18 protein-coding genes are annotated in these 18,813 nt (G+C 53.0%); 3 read left to right on the top strand and 15 right to left on the bottom strand.

Going from position 1 to position 18,813, the window contains the following annotated elements; genetic code table 11:
• Window positions 1–9: 9 nt before the first annotated feature.
• On the bottom strand, window positions 10–1,032 hold the full coding sequence (hrcA, locus tag EVJ33_RS12005; RefSeq protein WP_131437432.1) for a heat-inducible transcriptional repressor HrcA: 1,023 nt from the start codon (window positions 1,030–1,032) through the stop codon (window positions 10–12).
• Window positions 1,033–1,223: 191 nt separating this feature from the next.
• On the opposite strand from hrcA, the gene EVJ33_RS12000 reads away from it, so the two are divergent.
• The gene (locus EVJ33_RS12000) at window positions 1,224–1,829 is read left to right on the top strand and encodes a DUF1054 domain-containing protein (protein WP_131437430.1); all 606 of its coding nucleotides are present in this window, start codon (window positions 1,224–1,226) and stop codon (window positions 1,827–1,829) included.
• Window positions 1,830–1,869: 40 nt separating this feature from the next.
• On the opposite strand, the gene hemW is transcribed toward EVJ33_RS12000, so the two are convergent.
• The 5 genes from hemW to lepA all read right to left on the bottom strand — a co-directional run bounded on the left by hemW (window position 1,870) and on the right by lepA (window position 8,452).
• On the bottom strand, window positions 1,870–3,039 hold the full coding sequence (gene hemW, locus EVJ33_RS11995) for a radical SAM family heme chaperone HemW (protein ID WP_131437428.1): 1,170 nt from the start codon (window positions 3,037–3,039) through the stop codon (window positions 1,870–1,872).
• Between the two features lie 65 nt (window positions 3,040–3,104).
• Window positions 3,105–4,289 (bottom strand): DUF1015 family protein, encoded by a 1,185-nt coding sequence (locus EVJ33_RS11990; protein WP_131437426.1) that lies wholly within the window; start codon window positions 4,287–4,289, stop codon window positions 3,105–3,107.
• A 12-nt stretch (window positions 4,290–4,301) separates the two neighbouring features.
• Entirely contained in the window at window positions 4,302–5,465 is a 1,164-nt protein-coding gene (locus EVJ33_RS11985; protein ID WP_131437424.1) for a 3-phosphoglycerate dehydrogenase family protein, read from the bottom strand.
• Window positions 5,443–6,510 carry a 3-phosphoserine/phosphohydroxythreonine transaminase gene (gene serC, locus EVJ33_RS11980; RefSeq protein ID WP_131437497.1) on the bottom strand — a complete coding sequence of 356 codons (1,068 nt, stop codon included), beginning with the start codon at window positions 6,508–6,510 and terminating at the stop codon, window positions 5,443–5,445. The genes EVJ33_RS11985 and serC overlap by 23 nt, the downstream gene beginning before the upstream one ends.
• A 118-nt stretch (window positions 6,511–6,628) precedes the next feature.
• The gene (lepA, locus tag EVJ33_RS11975; RefSeq protein ID WP_131437423.1) at window positions 6,629–8,452 is read right to left on the bottom strand and encodes a translation elongation factor 4; all 1,824 of its coding nucleotides are present in this window, start codon (window positions 8,450–8,452) and stop codon (window positions 6,629–6,631) included.
• Between the two features lie 219 nt (window positions 8,453–8,671).
• On the opposite strand from lepA, the gene rpsT reads away from it, so the two are divergent.
• Window positions 8,672–8,932: a 30S ribosomal protein S20 gene (gene rpsT, locus EVJ33_RS11970; protein WP_034778152.1), complete on the top strand. Its 261-nt coding sequence runs from the start codon at window positions 8,672–8,674 to the stop codon at window positions 8,930–8,932.
• A gap of 30 nt (window positions 8,933–8,962) precedes the next feature.
• Here rpsT and EVJ33_RS11965 read toward each other — a convergent pair whose 3' ends face one another.
• A complete protein-coding gene (locus tag EVJ33_RS11965; RefSeq protein ID WP_131437421.1) occupies window positions 8,963–9,397 on the bottom strand; it encodes a GNAT family N-acetyltransferase in 435 nt (144 codons plus the stop codon).
• Between the two features lie 9 nt (window positions 9,398–9,406).
• A complete protein-coding gene (gene holA, locus EVJ33_RS11960) occupies window positions 9,407–10,417 on the bottom strand; it encodes a DNA polymerase III subunit delta (protein WP_236634615.1) in 1,011 nt (336 codons plus the stop codon).
• 90 nt (window positions 10,418–10,507) lie between these two features.
• On the opposite strand from holA, the gene EVJ33_RS11955 reads away from it, so the two are divergent.
• Window positions 10,508–10,672 carry a YqzM family protein gene (locus EVJ33_RS11955; protein WP_016508105.1) on the top strand — a complete coding sequence of 55 codons (165 nt, stop codon included), beginning with the start codon at window positions 10,508–10,510 and terminating at the stop codon, window positions 10,670–10,672.
• A gap of 58 nt (window positions 10,673–10,730) precedes the next feature.
• On the opposite strand, the gene EVJ33_RS11950 is transcribed toward EVJ33_RS11955, so the two are convergent.
• The 7 genes from EVJ33_RS11950 to EVJ33_RS11920 form a co-directional block, all read right to left on the bottom strand.
• Window positions 10,731–12,863, bottom strand: coding sequence for a ComEC/Rec2 family competence protein (locus tag EVJ33_RS11950; RefSeq protein WP_131437417.1), 2,133 nt, complete (start codon window positions 12,861–12,863; stop codon window positions 10,731–10,733).
• Window position 12,864: 1 nt separating this feature from the next.
• The gene (locus tag EVJ33_RS11945; RefSeq protein ID WP_131437416.1) at window positions 12,865–13,434 is read right to left on the bottom strand and encodes a helix-hairpin-helix domain-containing protein; all 570 of its coding nucleotides are present in this window, start codon (window positions 13,432–13,434) and stop codon (window positions 12,865–12,867) included.
• A 156-nt stretch (window positions 13,435–13,590) separates the two neighbouring features.
• Window positions 13,591–15,234: a methyl-accepting chemotaxis protein gene (locus EVJ33_RS11940; RefSeq protein WP_131437414.1), complete on the bottom strand. Its 1,644-nt coding sequence runs from the start codon at window positions 15,232–15,234 to the stop codon at window positions 13,591–13,593.
• A complete protein-coding gene (locus EVJ33_RS11935; protein WP_131437412.1) occupies window positions 15,231–16,202 on the bottom strand; it encodes a BMP family lipoprotein in 972 nt (323 codons plus the stop codon). The genes EVJ33_RS11940 and EVJ33_RS11935 overlap by 4 nt, the downstream gene beginning before the upstream one ends.
• A 142-nt stretch (window positions 16,203–16,344) precedes the next feature.
• Window positions 16,345–17,859 carry a flotillin lipid rafts scaffold protein FloT gene (locus EVJ33_RS11930; RefSeq protein ID WP_131437410.1) on the bottom strand — a complete coding sequence of 505 codons (1,515 nt, stop codon included), beginning with the start codon at window positions 17,857–17,859 and terminating at the stop codon, window positions 16,345–16,347.
• 3 nt (window positions 17,860–17,862) lie between these two features.
• Complete coding sequence (locus EVJ33_RS11925; protein WP_131437408.1) at window positions 17,863–18,384, bottom strand: NfeD family protein; 522 nt, start codon at window positions 18,382–18,384, stop codon at window positions 17,863–17,865.
• Window positions 18,384–18,785, bottom strand: a complete 402-nt coding sequence (locus EVJ33_RS11920; RefSeq protein WP_131437406.1) for a hypothetical protein — start codon at window positions 18,783–18,785, stop codon at window positions 18,384–18,386. Before EVJ33_RS11920 ends, EVJ33_RS11925 begins: the two co-directional genes overlap by 1 nt.
• Between the last annotated feature and the right edge of the window lie 28 nt (window positions 18,786–18,813).

Raw genomic sequence — 18,813 nt, 5'->3', positions numbered from 1 at the left:
TCCTTTCCATCACTCTTCTAATTTCGTTCGCCTGAGCGCCTCAATGATTTGTCCCATCATCTGAACCCCGTGTCGATAATCCATCCGGGTCGGTCCGATCATCGCGATCGTCCCGAACGTCTGACCGTCGAGCGTATAATCGGACGTGATGACGCTACAATTTTGAAGCGCGACGATGCCATTCTCGCTTCCAATGCTCACATAAATCTCGCGGTTTGGCAACGATTCGAGCCAGTCGGTCAACCGCTCCTGTTCATCAATCCATTCAAGGAACGGACGCAGCGTATCAAGCGTCTGAAACTCAGGTTGGTTGAAGATATTCTTCTTCCCGCCTAGGTAAAGCGAAGCAGGATGTTGGACGCCGACGGTCGATTGAATGAGTTGCATCATGAACTCAAATTGTTCCTGATGCGCGAGTCGAAGGTTGGATACTTCTTCTCCGATCCGGAACTTCAGCTGACCGAGTGGAGTTCCTTTCAGACGGTCATTCAAGAAGCGGATCGTCTGTTCGACCAGGTCCGGCGCCATCGGGGATTCGAACACGACCGTCCGATGTTCGACATGGCCTTGATCGGTCACGATCAAGACGACACCTCGCCGTTCGTCAAGCGGCATCAAATCGATCCGGGCCAGTCGATTCATTTGACTGTTCGGACCGAGTGCCACCGTCGTATAATTGGTCAAATCAGAGAGTAGGTCAGCGGCTTGACGGATGAGCACTTCCGACTCTTGAGCCGAGGCACGCAGTCGTTCGCCGAGGTGATACGTCTCCCGCTCGTCGATGATTTTCGTCTCGACGAGGTGGTCGACATAATAACGATAGCCGATTTCAGACGGGATTCGTCCGGCCGACGTATGCGGCTTCTCAATCAAACCCAAATCTTCTAAATCGGCCATATCGTTTCGAATCGTCGCCGAACTGAATGACAAGTCATCCCGTTTCGATAACGTTCGAGAACCGACGGGTTGGGCCGTTTGGATATAATCATCAATGATCGCTCGTAAAATGAGCAATTGTCTCTCTGTCAGCACAACATCACTCCTCTCTGAAGGATTGGCCTCGCTTTATTAGCACTCATATTTACTGAGTGCTAATCACACTTCAAATATTATCATGTTCTCCATATTTGTCAATTCATTCGCATCATTTTTTCCAGTCACATAGAGCCTTCCAGTATGCATGTTTCTTCAAGTTTCGGTATGATACGAATTGAGGTGATTAGATGTTTACAACACAACAATTTAACGTATTCACGCAAGACGGACTCGATGCCCGCATGACAGGGATTCGCTCTGAGATCCAGCCGCTATTCCATCGCATCTACGACGAGGTCGGTCCTCAGCTTGAAGCCGATGTCGGCGTCCCGCTCTATCTGCACGTCGCCAAGCATGCACGTCGGACGGTCAATCCACCGAAAGATACGTGGATGGCCATCTGCCATGATAAGCGCGGCTATAAAAAACATCCCCATTTTCAAGTCGGCCTGTTCGATGATCGCGTCTTTATCTGGCTCGCCTTCATCTATGAGATGCCGAACAAAGAAGCCATCGGCAAACGACTCATGACAATCGACTTCAAATCGGACTTCCCCGACTTCCACGTCGCCGGAGACCATATGAAAAAAGACGCATTCTTAATCGAGGACACGTCGCGTGAGTCAATCGAGACGATAACGGAACGATTCGCGACCGTGAAGAAAGCGGACTTCTTGATTGGCCGTCAACTTCCGGCCGATGCGTCAATCCTCCAAAACGAAGCCGCGTTCCTCGCGCTCGTCGAGGACACGTTCAGCCGGCTCATGCCGATTTACCGTGACTTAGTCTTATAACCAAAACAAGGGCGGACCCATCTCGGGTCCGCCCTTCTGTTTATGACATCGATGCCTGTTCGGATGAGTCGCTCACTCGTGCCTCGCCGATGAAGGCGGCGAACGCCTCGTTGGCGAGCGGTAGCCCTGACTCGGTCAAGCGGACGTGCGTCTCCGTCGTCTCGATCAACCGTTTGGCTTCGAGTTCCGACAAGACGTGCCCGAATACTGAACGCATCGACACACCATACTTCGACTCGAACGTCGCAAACGACACACCTTGACGCATCCGGAGTCCGAGGAACAGTTCCTCTTCCATCTTCTCGAACGTCTCGAGCGTCGTCGTATTGCGCACCGGCAACCCTTCCGCTTTAATATAGTGCGGAATCGGGGCAATATTCGCCCGACGTTCACCGTTCAAATAACTGTGCGCGCCGGCGCCGAAGCCATAATACTCTTCATTGCGCCAATACACTTGGTTGTGACGGCTCTCCCGTCCTTCGAGGCTATAGTTTGAAATCTCATACTGTTTCAAGCCACGCCGTTCGAGCGTCTCCATCACTTTTAAATACATCGCGACTTCGATGTCTTCACCCGGAAGGCGCAGCTTCCCTTTTCGCTCCTGAATCGCGAACACGGTATGCGGCTCGAGAATGAGCGAATAGGAAGACACGTGTTGAATCGGAAGCTGGAACGCCAAATCGAGGTCGCGCTCGATTTGCTCGAGCGTCTGTTCCGGCAAGCCGAACATCAAGTCGATCGAGATGTTGTCGAATCGCTTCGCGGCCTCCGTCACGGTCGCGAACACGTCATCAGCTCGGTGTGTCCGGCCGATGCGCTCGAGTCCGCCGTCATCGAACGTCTGGACGCCGAAACTGACGCGGTTGACCCCTCCTTGTTTCATCGTGTCGAGTTTTTCCGCACTGACGAAGTTCGGATTCGCCTCGACCGAGTATTCTAAATTCGGGGACGCAAGCGGGAGCAGATGATGCGCGACCATATCCATAAGTCGTTTCATCTGCGCCTCATTGAGCGCCGTCGGTGTCCCGCCGCCGATAAAAATCGTCTCGATCGTATCGGTCGGGTATTGTTCGAGCGAGAGTTTGATTTCCCGTTCAAGTGCATCTAAATAGTCATCAACCGGTTGGTTCTTTAAGAACACCTTGTTGAAATCGCAGTAATAACAAATATGTTCACAAAATGGAATGTGAAGATATACGGCTTTAGCCATGGCGGCCACCCCTTTCTTCTCTTCCATTTATAACGCTTTTCACGCCGTGACGCCACTCTGCACGTTCAATCGAACCGATGAATGAACAGACCGCTCTTCAATTTCGGTTCGAACCATGTCGATTTTGGCGGCATTTGACCGCTCTCATCGGCGACACGCATCAGTTCTTCCATCGCCGTGGCGTGGCACGTCAACACGACGACGTCATCACGTTCAGCCAAGTCGGCGAGGCGCGCCGGGGCATCCTTGCCGCCGATGAAATCGATTCGTTTGTCCGTCCGCACGTCTTTGACATGGAAATACGGCTCGAGCACATCGCGCTGCAACGTCGCGACATCGAGCGCCGCTGTCACTTGCCGTTTTTTGAGCACGTGGTGTTCGCCTCGGTAAGACAAACCGAACGTGCCCCGCTCGTTCGGGACGTGTAAGGCAGGCATCGATTCGATCTCATATGAGAACGTCAAACCGTCAAGCAACGCTCTGACTTCTTCTGGCGCCACATCGTTCAGGATGCGATGGTACGGCAAAATTGTTAGCTCATCGCTCGGGAACAAGACGCCGAGAAAGTGGTCCCGCTCTTGTTTCGATTCCCCTTCATGAATCGGACTCCGGGCGACGACGGCAGCGGCTTTGGCCCGGTGATGCCCGTCGGCGATATAGATGGCCGGAATGCTGGCCCCGATCATGATGACGCGCGCTTGATGCTTGGATGGAACGGCAAAGCCTTCATGAAGCACACCTTGGCTGTCCTTAAAGGCGAACAACGCCTCTCCTGTCGTCGCGTCGTGCAAAATGCGGCGTAACCCTTCGGCCGGGGCGTGACTCATCAAAATGGGACCCGTGTGCGCTTTCGTCGCCGATACGTGTTCGACCCGTTCACGCTCTTTCACCTCACGTGTGTGTTCATGAATTTTGATCCGACCTGCCTCATAATCGGCGACTGAGAACGTCGCGACGAGTCCGGTCTGAACATGTCCGTGATCGGTGAGACGGTACACGTAAAATCCGTGGGTCCGCTCGGTCAACTCGCTCTCATAAAGCCGTTCGAGCTCATGACGGGCTCGTTGTCCCCACGCCTCGAGCGGCATGTCCGCCGTGAACAGTTCGGGTTTATCGACCGCAAGGAACGAGTCGGGACGCTGTTCGACGTCCTGACGTGCCTGTTCGACGCTGACGATATCGTACGGGTCGGCGGCGACCGCCTCAGGGTGTGTTGCCATATATGGGGCAAACGGTTTGAATACGACCATGGTCATTCCTCCTTAAAATTCGCGGACGCGCATGACGCCCTCGATGTCATATAGGGCGTGCACGGATAGTGTCTCATGTTTATGATTATCGATGTCAATCAATGTATAGGCCACATCGTTACGGCTCCGGTTGACCATATTATCGATATTGATGCCGTTCTCGGCGAGCCGGCTCGCGATTTGACCGACCATGTTCGGGACGTTCAAATGGAGTACCGCCAAACGTCGCTTCCCGACATACGGGAGTTCTGTGTTCGGGAAATTGGCCGAGTTACGAATGTTACCGGTCTCTAAGTACAGTTTGAGCGTATCGACGGCTTGAATCGCACAGTTCACCTCAGACTCGTGCGTCGACGCTCCGAGATGTGGGAAGGCGACGACTTGAGGATGACCGAATAGCGCCTGCTTTGGGAAGTCGGTGATATACGTCGCGACGTTCTCATCGAGCGCCTCGAGCAAATCAGAATCGTTCACCAGTTCACCGCGGGCAAAATTCAAGATGGTGACGCCCGGTTTCATTTGGTTGAACCAAGTCGCGTCAATCATGTGGCGCGTATCTTCGGTTAATGGCATATGAATCGACAGGAGATCGACGTCGGCGAGCAATTCGCTCAACTGCTTGGCCCGCTTCACTTGTTGCGAAATATTCCATGCGGCGTCGACCGATAAATGCGGGTCATAGCCGATGACATCGATGCCGAGGTGGAGCAAATCGTTCGCGAGCGACGCGCCGATCGCACCGAGACCGACAATCCCGACTCGTTTGCCCCTTAGCTCAGAACCGACGAAGCGCCGTTTCTCGTCTTCCATCGCCTGCTCGAGCGACGCCTGATCGGAAAATACATGAGTATTGACCCAGTTCGCCCCTTCTAAAATCGGTCGAACTGATAGCAACATACTGGCGAGCACGAGTTCTTTGACGGCGTTGGCGTTCGCACCCGGCGTATGGAACACGACGACCCCTTGACGGGCCAATCGCTCGAGCGGGATGTTGTTCACGCCGGCTCCGGCCCGGGCAATGGCCAACAAATAAGGCGGGATGTCCGCGTCGTGAACATCATGACTTCGAATGACCCAGGCGTCGGCTTGCTCCGCGTCATTGACGGCATATTCGCTTGGTTCGAAACGTCTTAGTCCGTCCTTGGCAATTTGGTTATACGTTTTTATATGAAACATCTTGTCCCTCCTGTTCAAACTCATGCATCACGTCGATGAGACGGTTCACGCCTTCGAGTGGCATCGCATTGTAAAGGCTCGCACGAAGACCTCCGACCGATCGATGTCCCCCGAGTTCAATCAACCCGCGCGTCTCGGCGAACTGTCGGAACGCTTCATCCGTCGTGTCATTCCCGGTCGTGAACGGGATGTTCGTCAGCGACCGCTCCTTTCCGGAAACGAGTGCATGAAACAATGATGACGTATCCAATGCGTCATATAACAGCTTGCTCTTCATTTCGTTACGACGTTCCATCTCCTCGACCCCACCTTCGGCCTCGACCCAGGCGAGCACACGCTCGGCGACGTATAGGCTAAACGTCGATGGGGTGTTGAGGAGCGTGTCGACGTGCTTGCTGTAGGCGAGGTATGACGGCAACTCACGGTCGACAATCAAATCGCGGCGGATGATGACGAGCGTCAATCCGGCCGGTCCGATATTTTTTTGGGCACCGGCGTAAAGCAATCCATAGCGCTTGACATCGATTGCTTCCGCCAAAATGTTCGACGAGATGTCAGCGACGAGCGGGACGTCCATGTCTGGGAACTCCGTATAGCGCGTCCCTTCAATCGTGTTATTCAACGTCACATGAAGATAGTCGACGTCTGAAATCGTATCAGGCCATGTGGGAAGTTCACGATAATTGACCGCTGCCGAACTGCCGGCGACGACGACGTCACCGAAGTGCTTCGCATCGGCAATCGCTTTTTTTGACCACGTTCCGCTGTCGAGATAGGCGAAGCGACCCGATTCGCAAAGATTCATCGGTATCATCGAAAATTGAAGCGTCGCTCCCCCTTGCAGAAACAGGACAGCGTAGTCGTCAGAAATATGCATCAATCGCCGCAGTCTCGTCTCGAGCTGCTCGACGATTGTCGCGAACGTATTGGAGCGGTGACTCATCTCAACGATGGACACCCCTTGTTTATAAGACAGAAACTCGGCTTGCACTTCTCGTAAGACAGGTTCCGGCAAGACACCCGGCCCTGCTGAAAAATTATACATCGGCACCGCCACTTCACTCCTCCTCTGTTTATCTGTAAGTGGGTACTATTCCGTACATGACGTGCCGAATCCTGCCAAATGACAAAAATCGCCCTTATCCGGAGATAAGGGCGACCGTTTATTCTTCGTCCATCGACAAGACGGACATGAACGCTTCTTGCGGCACTTCGACAGAACCAACCATCTTCATGCGCTTTTTACCTTCTTTTTGTTTCTCGAGCAATTTACGTTTCCGTGAGATATCGCCGCCGTAACACTTGGCGAGGACGTTTTTACGGAGCGCCTTGATTGTCGAGCGGGCCACGATTTTCGTCCCGACCGCTGCTTGGATCGGCACTTCGAACTGCATCCGCGGAATGAGCGCCTTCAATTTCTCGACGATGACTTTCCCACGTTCGTAAGCGAAATCTCGGTGCACGATGAAGCTCAAGGCATCGACAAGTTCGTTGTTGAGGAGAATGTCCATCTTGACGAGGCGTGACGGGCGATACCCAATCAAATCATAATCAAGTGATGCATACCCTTTCGTGCTCGACTTCAACTGATCGAAGAAGTCGTAGACGATTTCACTGAGCGGGATGTCGTACGTGATTTTGACACGCGTCGTATCAATATATTGCATATCGATGAAACTGCCGCGCTTCTTCTGGCAGAGCTCCATGATGGCGCCGACATAGTCGTTCGGTGTCATGATGGCCGCCTTGACGTAAGGCTCTTCAATCGACTCGACTTTTTGTTGTTCCGGCATTTTTGATGGGTTATCAACATGGACGACCTCGCCTGCCGTTGTCGTGACGTGATAGATGACCGATGGCGCCGTCGTGATCAAGTCGATCCCGAACTCACGCTCGATTCGTTCTTGAATGATTTCCATGTGGAGCATGCCGAGGAAACCACTACGGAAGCCAAAGCCGAGTGCTTGTGACGTCTCTGGTTCGAATTCAAGGGCCGCATCCGATAACTGGAGTCGTTCGAGCGCTTCACGCAAATCGTTATATTTGGCGGCGTCGATCGGGTACAGGCCACAGTACACCATCGGGTTCATTTTTCGGTAACCCGGGAGCTGTTCTGTCGAAGGGTTTTTAGCGAGCGTGATCGTATCACCGACACGGACGTCACCGACTGTCTTGATCGATGCTGATAGCGTACCGACATCTCCGACGTTCAACTCCTTGACCGAGACCGGTTTCGGTGTCGAGACGCCAAGGTCCGTCACGTCGAATGATTTGCCGGTCGACATCATTTGGACCTTGTCCCCGACTTTGACCGAACCGTTGACGATTCGAATCGAGGCGACGACGCCGCGATACGCGTCATAATACGAGTCGAAGATAAGTGCCTGAAGCGGTGCCGACGGGTCACCTGTCGGCGGTGGAACGAGTTCGACGACTTGCTCGAGGATCTCTTCAATCCCGATCCCTGCCTTGGCAGAAGCCGGTACAGCATCACTCGCGTCAAGCCCGATCACGTCCTCAATTTCTTGACGAACGCGTTCGACGTCAGCCGATGGCAAATCAATCTTATTGATGACCGGAATGATTTCGAGGTCGTTGTCGAGTGCGAGATACACGTTCGCGAGTGTCTGGGCTTCAATCCCTTGAGCCGCATCGACGACGAGGACGGCCCCTTCACATGCTGCGAGCGAACGTGACACTTCGTACGTGAAGTCGACGTGTCCCGGCGTATCAATCAAGTGAAGGATGTACTCTTCTCCATCTTTTGCGGTATAGTTCAATTTAACAGCGTTCAACTTGATCGTGATCCCGCGTTCCCGTTCAAGATCCATCGCATCAAGCGTCTGTTCTTTCATTTCACGCGCTGTGAGCGCACCGGTCTTTTCAAGAATCCGGTCAGCGAGTGTCGACTTCCCATGGTCGATGTGGGCGATGATGGAAAAGTTCCGTATTCTCTTCTGACGATTCTCTAATTCTTGTTTGTTCATATATGGGTTCACCTATCCTTCTCATGCATACCGTGTCATTATATCAAAATCCTAAGTTAATGTGTACGACCTACTACAACAATACCACATATAGTTTTCAGAATAATCATCAAGTGGTTGCTTTTCGAATAACCGTTTGCTACAATTGTGCTTGTTCTGTTGAATGATTACTTGAAGTAATGAGAACATACACTTTCTTGTTTCAGGAGGTGAAATAACATGGCAAATATCAAATCAGCAATCAAACGTGCAAAAACTTCTGAAAAGCGTCGCGTAGCGAACTCGCAAGAGAAAGCAGCAATGCGTACAGCAGTAAAACGTGTTGATACTCTCGTTGTAGAAGGTAACAAAGAAGCTGCTCAAGAAGCTTTCGTCCTCGCTACGAAGAAAATCGACAAGGCTGCAGCAAAAGGTCTAATCCACCAAAACAAAGCAGGTCGTGACAAATCACGTCTCGCAGCTCGCATCGCAGCTCTCTAATTAGAGACTAAAACGAAACAGCCGCCTCCATTAGGAGCCGGCTGTTTTTTTGGTTCTCATCACATAATGGGGTCCAACCCCTGGAATCTCGAACGCGTCACCAACCGTCACTAGGCCGTTCCGTTCATAAAATCGGACAGCGATGGCTCTGGCGTTGCACCACCACGAATTATTGACCGCTTCATGCAACGCCTGTAAAAAGGACGAGCCAATTCCTCGGCCAGAAAATGCCGGGTCCGTTGCCATCCCTCTGAGCTGATACGGCACCGTCTGACCGTCGAAGTCACGTCCCACTTCCATCACGGTCGCAATCGACACGACACGACCGTCTTCGACCCATGCATAGTGGCGTGTCGTCTCGGCGTCATCCCCTTCAAAATAACATGTCTCGACCGCCTGTCCCGGACGTAGCACTTCATGCCGGAGCGAAATCACGTCAACGAGCCTCACTTCCTGTAATCCCATGTCTTCACCTCACAGTAATGTCAATTGGCAGACGAGCGTATCGAAAACGATTTGCTTGTCGCCCCGTCCTGTCTTCATCGCTTCATCAGCGTCGGCGATCAACGTCAGCGCCCGACCGAGTTGGGCCTCCGAAAAATTCCGGCTCGCTTGTGAGGCCAGTTTCACTGTATATGGGTGTGCGCCGATTTTCGAAGCGATTTGCTTCTCGCCATACCCTTTCTCGGTCAACTGCTTGGCCAGATACATATTCCGATACTGCCGCGCGAGGAGCGACAATAAACCAATTAATTCTTGCCCTTGTTTCTCTAAATCCCGCACCAACCGAAGCGCAGCATCCGCACGTCGGGCAACTAAAAATTCAGACAGCTGGAACACGTTATCCTCGAGCGTGCGTGGAACCAAGTCGTTGACGATTTCAATCGGGATGTCGGCTCCGTCACTCGCATAAAGTTGTAACTTCTCAAGTTCTCGCACGAGTTTGCCCCAATCGTCCTGACAGAGGAACAACAGGCGCTCGACGGTCGCCCGCTCCATCTTTTGGCCGCGACGATTCAATTCGTCGCCGACGTAACGCATCAGTTCGGATTGGCTCGGTTTTTTCGCTTCGAGCACGATGGCCCGTTCTTTCAGTCGTTTGACGACTTTTTTTCGTTCATCGAGTTTTTCCGCTTCGATGACAAAGACGAGCACGGAGTAAGGCGCCGGTTGTAACGCATAATCCGTCAAGCGCTCGACATTTTGTTTCTGCTTTTCTTTCGCCCCCGTCAAGAACTGGGCATGTTTGACGATGACGGTCCGATACTCACTGAAAAACGGTACCGTCTCCGCTTCATCAAGCGCCGTGTCGAGTGACGTCTCGTGCAAGTCGAGCTGCATGACATCAAATTGGTCACCAGACGGGTTGGCGGCTTTGATGATTGCTCGTTCCCACGTCTCTAGTAAATATTTTTCTGTCCCGAATAGGACATATACGTTTGACAACTTTCCGTTATGCAGCCACGGTTCATTCAAAACACACACCACTTTCACAATTTATTCTTATCTAAACATAGATTATCCTCCGGTGATTCGCTATACTTAGGACGGAACCATTTCAAGGAGGGACTCACTATGCATATTAACTCTGTTCGCCCACAAAGCGAAAACCCGTTCGAGAACGACGTGCAATGCAAACGTAACGATGCCATCGATTCAGCAATCGGCTTCATCGTCCCGTTCGGCTTTTTCTTCACCATCTTCGCGATCGGTGTCCTCATCAAGTTCTTGAGCTTATAAGTCAGTCAGAAAGCGATTGCCCCGGGGGAGCAATCGCTTTTTTAGTTTATCATAGATTTCATGGAGTGACCCCTTTCGTTACAATCCCACGACAGCGATTCCCTTCACAAACGACCATCCCGTCTTCGTCCGTCCGCAATAACCGTCTACCCTCGATCCGATCTAGCGTGTCAGGGTGGGGGTGCCCGTATCGGTTGTTCGCCCCGACACTGACGACAATCCATTCCGGATCGATTCGCTCAATCAACTCACGACTCGAAGACGATTCCGCCCCGTGATGTCCGAGCTTAAACACATCGACGTCGACAGTCGGAATGCTTCCTTCCCTCGTGTCCGGTAAATCCCCGGTCAATAAATACGATAGCGCCCCGACGTTCATGAACAGCGACACCGAGTTCGCATTCTCATCATCACTCGACTCGTCCGGTGCGACGACCCACATCCATGGATACGGCCGGTCTCCGGCTGACAAGAGACGAACCGGTACGTCAAATTCGGCCAGGACGGCCAACAACTCGTCCCGCTTGTCACGATCAGCCACTTCCGCCGAGAGCCATACTTCCTCGACGGGCATCGCCTCGAGTAACCCGGTCAGTCCTCCGATGTGGTCATGGTCGGCATGGGTGAGCAGCAAAAAATCGAGACGGCGTTCCCCGCGCTTCCATATATACGGGGCGACGACGTCTGCTCCCGGGTCGTATGTGGAACGTTTTTGTTCATTCGGGTCTTGGTACACCCCACCGACATCGATGACCCCGGTCACCTCGCCATACTCGACGACGATGGCATCGCCTTGTCCCACATCTAAAAATGTGACACGGGGCTGCTCGGTCCATTCTAACGCGATGTGAAGAAGCAAAAGGGAGCCGAGCGCCAACGCCCACCCCGTCCACCGCTTCCATTCGAGTAAAATTAATCCGCCCCATAATACGATAGCGAGCGCCACAGCGTGCCATAACGTGAATTCGTGCAACGGGAACCATGGTTGCCAATCATGATGCAGTTGGAACGTACCATTCAAGCCATCAAGGACCGGATGCATGAGCGGTTCCGCACCTGGAACGATGTATATGAGAAATGCGAGCGGGATGATGACCCAGGCGATCAACAGCCCGACGAGCACGTTATAGACTGGTGCCAATATGGATAGAATCGATTGCACAGGCCATAGGAAAATGAGACCGAACCATTGCGCATAAACGGCCAATCCGAACGGTCCATTCCAAATCGACCGGGTCACGAGCAAGAACAACGTCATCACGATCGTCAATTGGAATCCCAAGTTCCATAACAAGTACGGTTGCATCGCGAGCAACATCGCGCCACACCAGCTAAGTAATCGAATCGGGTCACGGACGTAAATTCCGAACAGCGACAATCCGAGCAACAAATCGGCAACGAGTACGGCTCGTGCGACCGGCGGCGAAAACCCGGTCATCCAGCCGAACAGCGTAATTGCGGTGATGATGAGTTGTGTCTTCGTCTCCCGACGAAACGGCAAACCGCGCATCAGCCAACGGAACGCCAAAACGAGGAGCGCGATATGTGACCCGGAGATGACGAGCAGATGGAGCAGACCAGTGACCCGGTAAGAGAATGACGTCTCCTCGTCGAGCAAGCGGCTTTCCCCGAATAGGAGCGCCTCCATATAGAGTGCGACGTCCGATCTGTATGTTGCCTCGATTCTCGCAAGCTGTCGTTCTTTCCAGCGGATCATATGCCCGCTCACGTTGTCACTCGGACGACATGACTCGATGGCGACGTCACTCCCTTTGAACGTCAGACCGGCTCCGAGCGCCCACGCCGCCTCATTGAATCCGCCCGTATTACGCAGCGGTGCGAACGGGGTATGCGTGAACGTGACGAGACACGTCTCTCCGGGACGACCGAGCGCGAGGTCACGACCGGTCAACACACCTTCCCTTTCGTCGATTTGTCCATACAGCCGCACCGATTGGCCGTTGTCCCTCCGACTCTCGATGACGAACGTATATGGTCCGTCCGCCGGCAACGGTTCAGCGTCAGGATGCATGAATCCCCATAGGACGAGTAGGAGGACACCGACATGTGAATAGACGGATTGACCACGCCATGTCAAAGCAATCCCCACGGCGATCAAGATGCACAGGGCGACTGCACCGTTCATCCATGCGATTAGAAGGCTGATGGGCAACAATGGATAGAGTGGCATGTCACGGGACCAATAAATATCCTTTCATGCTCTCTAACGTCTTCTCCCCGAACCCTTTAACGTCACCGATAGCTTCGTATGACTCGAATGGCCCGTTCTGTTTCAAGTGATTGAGGATGGCTTCCGCTTTGGCCGGACCAATACCTGGTACGGTCATCAGCTCTTCTTTCGTCGCACTGTTGACATGGACTCCGTTCGTCCCACTGGACGTGTCCTCATCCGGTTGACTCACGAGCGTCTCGCCTTTTTTCGGGACCGTCACTTTCGTCCCGTCGACGAGCAATTGAGCCAAGTTCAATTGTTCAGGGTCGGCCTCATCCGTCAAGACAGCGAGTGACAATACGTCTCCGACACGGGCCCCTTGCGGCATCGTGTACATATCCGGTACCTCGACCGCCCCGGTCACGTAGACAACGATTTCCGTCACAACGTTTGGTTCGACTTCCGCTTCAGGCGTTACGACGAACTGATCGACCATCGGCGTCTCCGGTTCTTTCGAATAAAACATATAGCCCACCCCGATAAACAGTCCGATCAGCAGCACGACGATATACCGTTTCCCCTTTTCCATACGTCCCCTCCTCGAGCGAGTCTTTTCTATAGTATGAAGAAACGTTGGAACATGTGCCCGAGGCCGAATACGTCATTATACACGCGCCTATCGGACGAAGGCATGCGCTTCCCGTAAACAGTAAGACGACAAAAAAGAGACAAGCCGAAACTTGTCTCAGTGCTCTTCAAAATGTTGAACTTGGCTCGCGAGTGCCGCGGCTTGCCCTTCTAACTCTTGCATCAAGGCGAAAATCTGATCGAAGCTCGCTTGTTGTTCTTTCATCGAGGCTGCGACTTCTTCGTTCCCCGCCGCAAGTTCTTCGGTCACGCCGCTTACTTCCTCGACCCGTTTCAAGACGTTCGTCACTTCCGAACTGGACGCGACCATCTCACGTTCGATCGTGCTGACGAACGAGGCGACGTGGTCGGTACGGTCATGGATCCGGTTGAACGCTTGTTTCGTCATTCCGAATGCCTCGAGCTGTGCCGTCTGTTCCCGACTCGACTCTTCTACCATGTCCGTCAAGCGGACGACCTCGTCCTGAATCGTCTGGACGACACCAAAGATGGAGCGTGTCGCCACATTACTCTCCTCGGCCAATTTCTTCACTTCACTGGCGACGACTGCAAAACCTCGTCCAGCCTCCCCTGCTCGTGCGGCCTCGATGGCAGCATTCAAGGCGAGCAAGTTCGTCTGGGCGGCGACATCTTCTACGAGTTTCGCCATCTTTTCGATTTCTTCCGTCTTGCGGGCGAAATCATCCATCCGGTTGACGAGCGATGCGTTGCGCTCGCTCGAACGTGCTAAAATCGCTTCTTGGTCCGTCAACGTCTCGATGCCGGCCGCGACTTCGCGTGTCATCTCAGACGTCTGTTCGGTCGTCTGTTTCGTCTGGTTCAAACTCGTTTCGAATGAGGTCGCCATGAGGCCGACCGATTCGAGCGTCTCTTGTAATTCGGTCGCAATCGACTGGGCCCCATTTGCCATCTCATCGACCGCGTTCGTGATGTTTGATGTCGTGCTGACCACGGCTTCGTTCTCTGCGGCGGCCGTCTCTGTCATATCGTTCACTTTCATTGACGTGACACGAATTGAACCGATGACCGTTTGCAGCGACATCGTCATCTCGCGCATCGCTCGTTCTAACCGTCCGATTTCATCACGTCGCGTCGAATCCGGTAACGTGATCAATCGTCCGGCTGCGATTGCTTCCGCCGCCTCGACATTCCGTTCGAGCGGATGGGTAATCGAGCGGGCAAAGAAGAAATTGTATATACTGAGTGCGACGATGACGAAGACCGTCAACAGTACCGATACGAGCAGAAGACGATTCGTCTCGCTCGCCGCCTCGGCTTGTAGCGCCTCGTAGAATGTTCCATTTTTCAAGAGGAGCGTGTTCACATCGTTCAATACCCCTTCAAGCTTCGCCGCTTGAATCCGTGCGCCGATCCCGCCGGCCTCGGCCGTCTCAACCTCGGCTTCGATCCGCTCATACTTCATCGTCGCGCGCTCAAGATGATTGGCAAACTCAGGGATGAGATATGTTTGCTTCAATGTCGTGAACGTTTCCGTATTCGTCGTCCGAATCCGCTCGAGCTGCGTGAGCGTCGATTGGCTCATCTGCTCACCGAGCGATGTCCAAAGCGACTGTTCCTGCAAGAGCGACGTCTCGAGCTGAGACAATTCGATCATTTGCGTGCCGTATTGCTCGTTATATGTCTGCAGACGATTTAACGTCGATAAAACATAACTCATCATCAAGACAATCAACAAGACCGTGAACACGGTCGAAAAGATAAACCGTTTCCGTAAACTCATTTCAGCGTCCCCTCCATCAACTGTTTCTGAAACGCCTCGAATCGATTCGTCTCTTCGTCATCCCACTGGACACGACGAAGAGCGGCTAATCCGACACCGCCTTGATCGATACCGAGTTCGACGTGGGCGTTGAACGCCTTTTCTTCGACCCGGTCCGCAATCTCGACGATCGCCAAATCGACTTGTTTCAACATCGACGTGATGACGGCGTCTGGCGCGATCATCGATTGGTCGCTGTCGACACCGATCGCCTTGACCCCATTCCGTTCAGCCGTCTCTAAGACACCGACACCAGTCAGTCCTGCAGCCGCGTACAAGACGTCCGCTCCGGCTTCAATCTGCTTTTCCGCCAATTCGCGTCCAATTTCAGGTGAAGCGAAGTCATTGGCGTAATCGACGAGCATCGTCACGTCTTCATTTACGCTCTTCGCTCCGAGTTCGAAGCCGGTCTCGAATTTTTGAATCAGTTCGTTGTCGACACCCCCGATAAAACCGATTTTGTCCGATTCCGTCTCAAGACCCGCTACTGCCCCGGCGAGCGCACTGCCTTCCGCCTCTTGGAACGTCACCGACATAACGTTTGGTAACGTCGAGACTGCGTCAATCAATGCGAACTGTTGTTCCGGGTGTTCGGCCGCTACCGCTTCCAAGTCCGTCTGACAGGCGAACCCGAGACCGATGATGACATCATGTCCGTCCGCAACGAGCTGTTCGAACCCCTCTTTATATGTCTCCGTCTCTGCAAGTTCACGATAGTCGACGAACCATTTCCCCGTCTCACGTAGTTGCCCCATACCGCGCATTGCCGCGTCGCTGAATGATTGGTCCCCGAGACCAACATCGGACAAGACGACGCCCATTGATTGGCGTGCTTCAACGGTTTGTTCCGGTTGATCGATGACAGACTGACAACCCGGCAACCAAGTCACACAGGCGGCCAACAAGCCGATGATGAGTGATTTCTTCATAATAGCTACTTCCTCTCTCTAATGGTCTGACATCTCCCTTATCGTCAGAAATCACTCGAGTTTGAAGTCTTTGATTTTAAATTTAGGGGAATCCGTAAGAAACAAAAAAAGCCACAGACGACGATTGTCTGCGGCTCCAAACTTATTCTTCCGTAGCAGCGAACGTCGACTCGCTTAATTCGCGATTCGTATTCGGCTGAGCATTGCCTTTTCCGGCAAAGTTGTCGAGTAAGTCTTTCATGTCGATTCCTGACGACGCTTTGAGCGTCTGTTGGAGTGAAGCCATCAAGTCTGTGGCGTAACCCGTGACTTTGCCGGCTCCGCCGTCTTTGCCGCTACCCGTATCGACGACCGTGATCTTGTCGATATTGCCAAGCGGTGCCGCTATCTGCTTCGCGTAATCCGGAAGCATCTTGACGACCATGTCGAGAATGGCGGCTTGACCATACTGCTCGAACGCTTCGGCGATCTTTTGTTTCGCTTCGGCTTCGGCGAGACCCGTTAAGCGGATAATCTCGGCTTCCGCTTCCCCTTTAGCTCGTTCCGAGTCGGCTTCGGCCACACCGGCGAGACGGACGCGTTCAGCGTCGGCTTTTGCTTCCGCTTCGATGCGGTACTTCTCAGCGTCGGCTGAAGCGATTTGACGTGCCTTGTCTGCTTCGGCTGACTGCTCGATCGCATAACGGTCGGCGTCGGCTTTCTTCTTCACTTCAGAATCATACTGTTTCTCACGACGCATAATCTCTTTCTCTTCGAGTTCGATTTGCTTTTGACGCTCGATGATTTGGACTTGCATCTGTTGCTCGGTGACTTCTTGCTTGGCACGGGCTTCTTCAAGTTCATACGCTTGGTCGGCCCGGGCTTTGGCGACGTCTTGCTCGCGACGATAAGCGGCGATGCGGAGCTGGTTCTCTTTCTCGGCTTCTGCGATTTCTGAAGCCCGCTCGAGTTCTGCTTTCTTCGCGTCTTTCATCGCTTCCGCTTGTTTGATCCGTGTTTCTTTGTCCGCTTCAGCCGTCGCGATATCAGCATCCCGTTTCACTTGCGCGATGCGCGGCTTCCCGAGCGATTCGAGGTAGCCGTTTTTGTCGCGAACGTCTTTGATTGTGAATGACACGATGACGAGACCCATCTTGGCCAAGTCTTGCGAAGCGACGCGTTGGACTTCTTGTGAGAACTTGTCGCGGTTCTTATAAATCTCTTCGACCGTCATCGAACCGAGAATCGAACGGAGGTGACCTTCGAGTACTTCCTTCGCCTCGTTCTCGCGTTCGATTTTCGGCTTACCGAGGAACTGCTCGGCCGCCGTGGCGATCTCGCTGATTGAGCCACCGATTTTGATGATGGCCGTCCCGTCTGCCATGACCGGTACACCTTGCTCCGTATACACTTCCGGCGTCGTCACTTCAAGTTTGCTTGAGAGAAGACTGAGCGGTTCCGCTTGCTGGAATACAGGTAAGACGAACGTCCCGCCCCCGCGAATGATTTTTACGCGATTGCCTGATGCATCGCTATGGACGTTCTTTTTACCCAAATAGCTACCTGTGACGATGAGCGCCTCATCCGGGCCGACCGTACGATATTTCAAGACGAACACGAAAATCAAGGCGAGTAAAATCACCCCGACGATAATACTGGCTAAAATGGCTGTGCTCATAAGTTAAAACCCCTTTCGGATTGTCGGCTCGTCATATTCCATGACGACCGCAATGTTTCGTTCGACTTCGATGATGATGACACGTCGATCACTCGGGATCGCCTTGCCGTCCACACTTTGAGCGGTCTTTAAAATCGAACCGATGACCGATTCGACGAGCACTTCGCCGTATCCGCCTTCAGGAACCGGGACGGTCAACCGTCCGACGAGTCCGACGAGCGACTCATCGGTCATGCCGATCGATTCTTCGGCGTTCGATAACGGCAACAGGACGAATAAATACAGGAGCGTCGTGAGTGCGAATGAACCGACGAGGGCAACGGCGAGTCCAATCATCGGGGATACATGGGCGAGCGCGTTCAAAATCAGACCGATACCCGCACCAAGCGCTAAAAATGACAGGATAACGGCGGGATTGAACCACCCGTCGAATAAATCGAATGCATCTGAAAATAACATGTACAAAAAAGTACCGAGACCGGCAATGATGAGTACCCACCAATACAGCTGATCTAACGATTCCATTACCACTCCTCCTCGGCGCGACGCTGTCGTTCATAGGAAAGAACACGGCGCAAATGTTCGACTTCGAGTGCGAGTGCTTGCTCGATCGTGTCCCATTCTGACAAAGGCCGGGTCGGTTGCTCGACCGATTGTCGCACACGTCCTAACGTCTGTTCGAGACGTAAGCGATCGTAGCGATCGACCGCTTCCGAACGTTCTTGTCGCAATAGTGATAAATAATGATCGACTTCCGCTTGTAGCGCAATGATTTGTTCGGTCGCCGCGACCGACGATTCTTGCATCAGCAGGCGACGCACCCTGACTTGATGGGCGATCAGCTTAGCAATCCTGGCCTCTAGCTCGAGAATATGTTTATAGAGAGATTCCGCCTCATCTTCATCCGTGTCATCGCGCCACCACATCTCCGACTCACCTCACTTCTTTCTTTAC

Source organism: Exiguobacterium sp. SL-10 (genome assembly GCF_004337025.1).
In the GTDB taxonomy this organism is placed as follows: Bacteria; Bacillota; Bacilli; order Exiguobacteriales; family Exiguobacteriaceae; genus Exiguobacterium.
The sequence above is the reverse complement of the archived record's forward strand: the minus strand, read 5'-3'. Positions and strand labels throughout refer to the sequence as shown.

Bases quoted from the DNA above. Each gene is read 5' to 3' on its own strand.
- EVJ33_RS11990 (WP_131437426.1), bottom strand. From the start codon at position 4,289: ATGGTCGTATTCAAACCGTTTGCCCCATATATGGCAACACACCCTGAG.
- EVJ33_RS11965 (WP_131437421.1), bottom strand. From the start codon at position 9,397: ATGGGATTACAGGAAGTGAGGCTCGTTGACGTGATTTCGCTCCGGCAT.
- EVJ33_RS11945 (WP_131437416.1), bottom strand. From the start codon at position 13,434: ATGGAAAAGGGGAAACGGTATATCGTCGTGCTGCTGATCGGACTGTTT.
- lepA (WP_131437423.1), bottom strand. From the start codon at position 8,452: ATGAACAAACAAGAATTAGAGAATCGTCAGAAGAGAATACGGAACTTT.
- EVJ33_RS12000 (WP_131437430.1), top strand. From the start codon at position 1,224: ATGTTTACAACACAACAATTTAACGTATTCACGCAAGACGGACTCGAT.
- EVJ33_RS11955 (WP_016508105.1), top strand. From the start codon at position 10,508: ATGCATATTAACTCTGTTCGCCCACAAAGCGAAAACCCGTTCGAGAAC.
- EVJ33_RS11930 (WP_131437410.1), bottom strand. From the start codon at position 17,859: ATGAGCACAGCCATTTTAGCCAGTATTATCGTCGGGGTGATTTTACTC.
- serC (WP_131437497.1), bottom strand. From the start codon at position 6,510: ATGTATAATTTTTCAGCAGGGCCGGGTGTCTTGCCGGAACCTGTCTTA.
- EVJ33_RS11950 (WP_131437417.1), bottom strand. From the start codon at position 12,863: ATGCCACTCTATCCATTGTTGCCCATCAGCCTTCTAATCGCATGGATG.
- EVJ33_RS11940 (WP_131437414.1), bottom strand. From the start codon at position 15,234: ATGAGTTTACGGAAACGGTTTATCTTTTCGACCGTGTTCACGGTCTTG.
- hemW (WP_131437428.1), bottom strand. From the start codon at position 3,039: ATGGCTAAAGCCGTATATCTTCACATTCCATTTTGTGAACATATTTGT.
- EVJ33_RS11925 (WP_131437408.1), bottom strand. From the start codon at position 18,384: ATGGAATCGTTAGATCAGCTGTATTGGTGGGTACTCATCATTGCCGGT.
- EVJ33_RS11920 (WP_131437406.1), bottom strand. From the start codon at position 18,785: ATGTGGTGGCGCGATGACACGGATGAAGATGAGGCGGAATCTCTCTAT.
- EVJ33_RS11935 (WP_131437412.1), bottom strand. From the start codon at position 16,202: ATGAAGAAATCACTCATCATCGGCTTGTTGGCCGCCTGTGTGACTTGG.
- EVJ33_RS11985 (WP_131437424.1), bottom strand. From the start codon at position 5,465: ATGTTTCATATAAAAACGTATAACCAAATTGCCAAGGACGGACTAAGA.
- rpsT (WP_034778152.1), top strand. From the start codon at position 8,672: ATGGCAAATATCAAATCAGCAATCAAACGTGCAAAAACTTCTGAAAAG.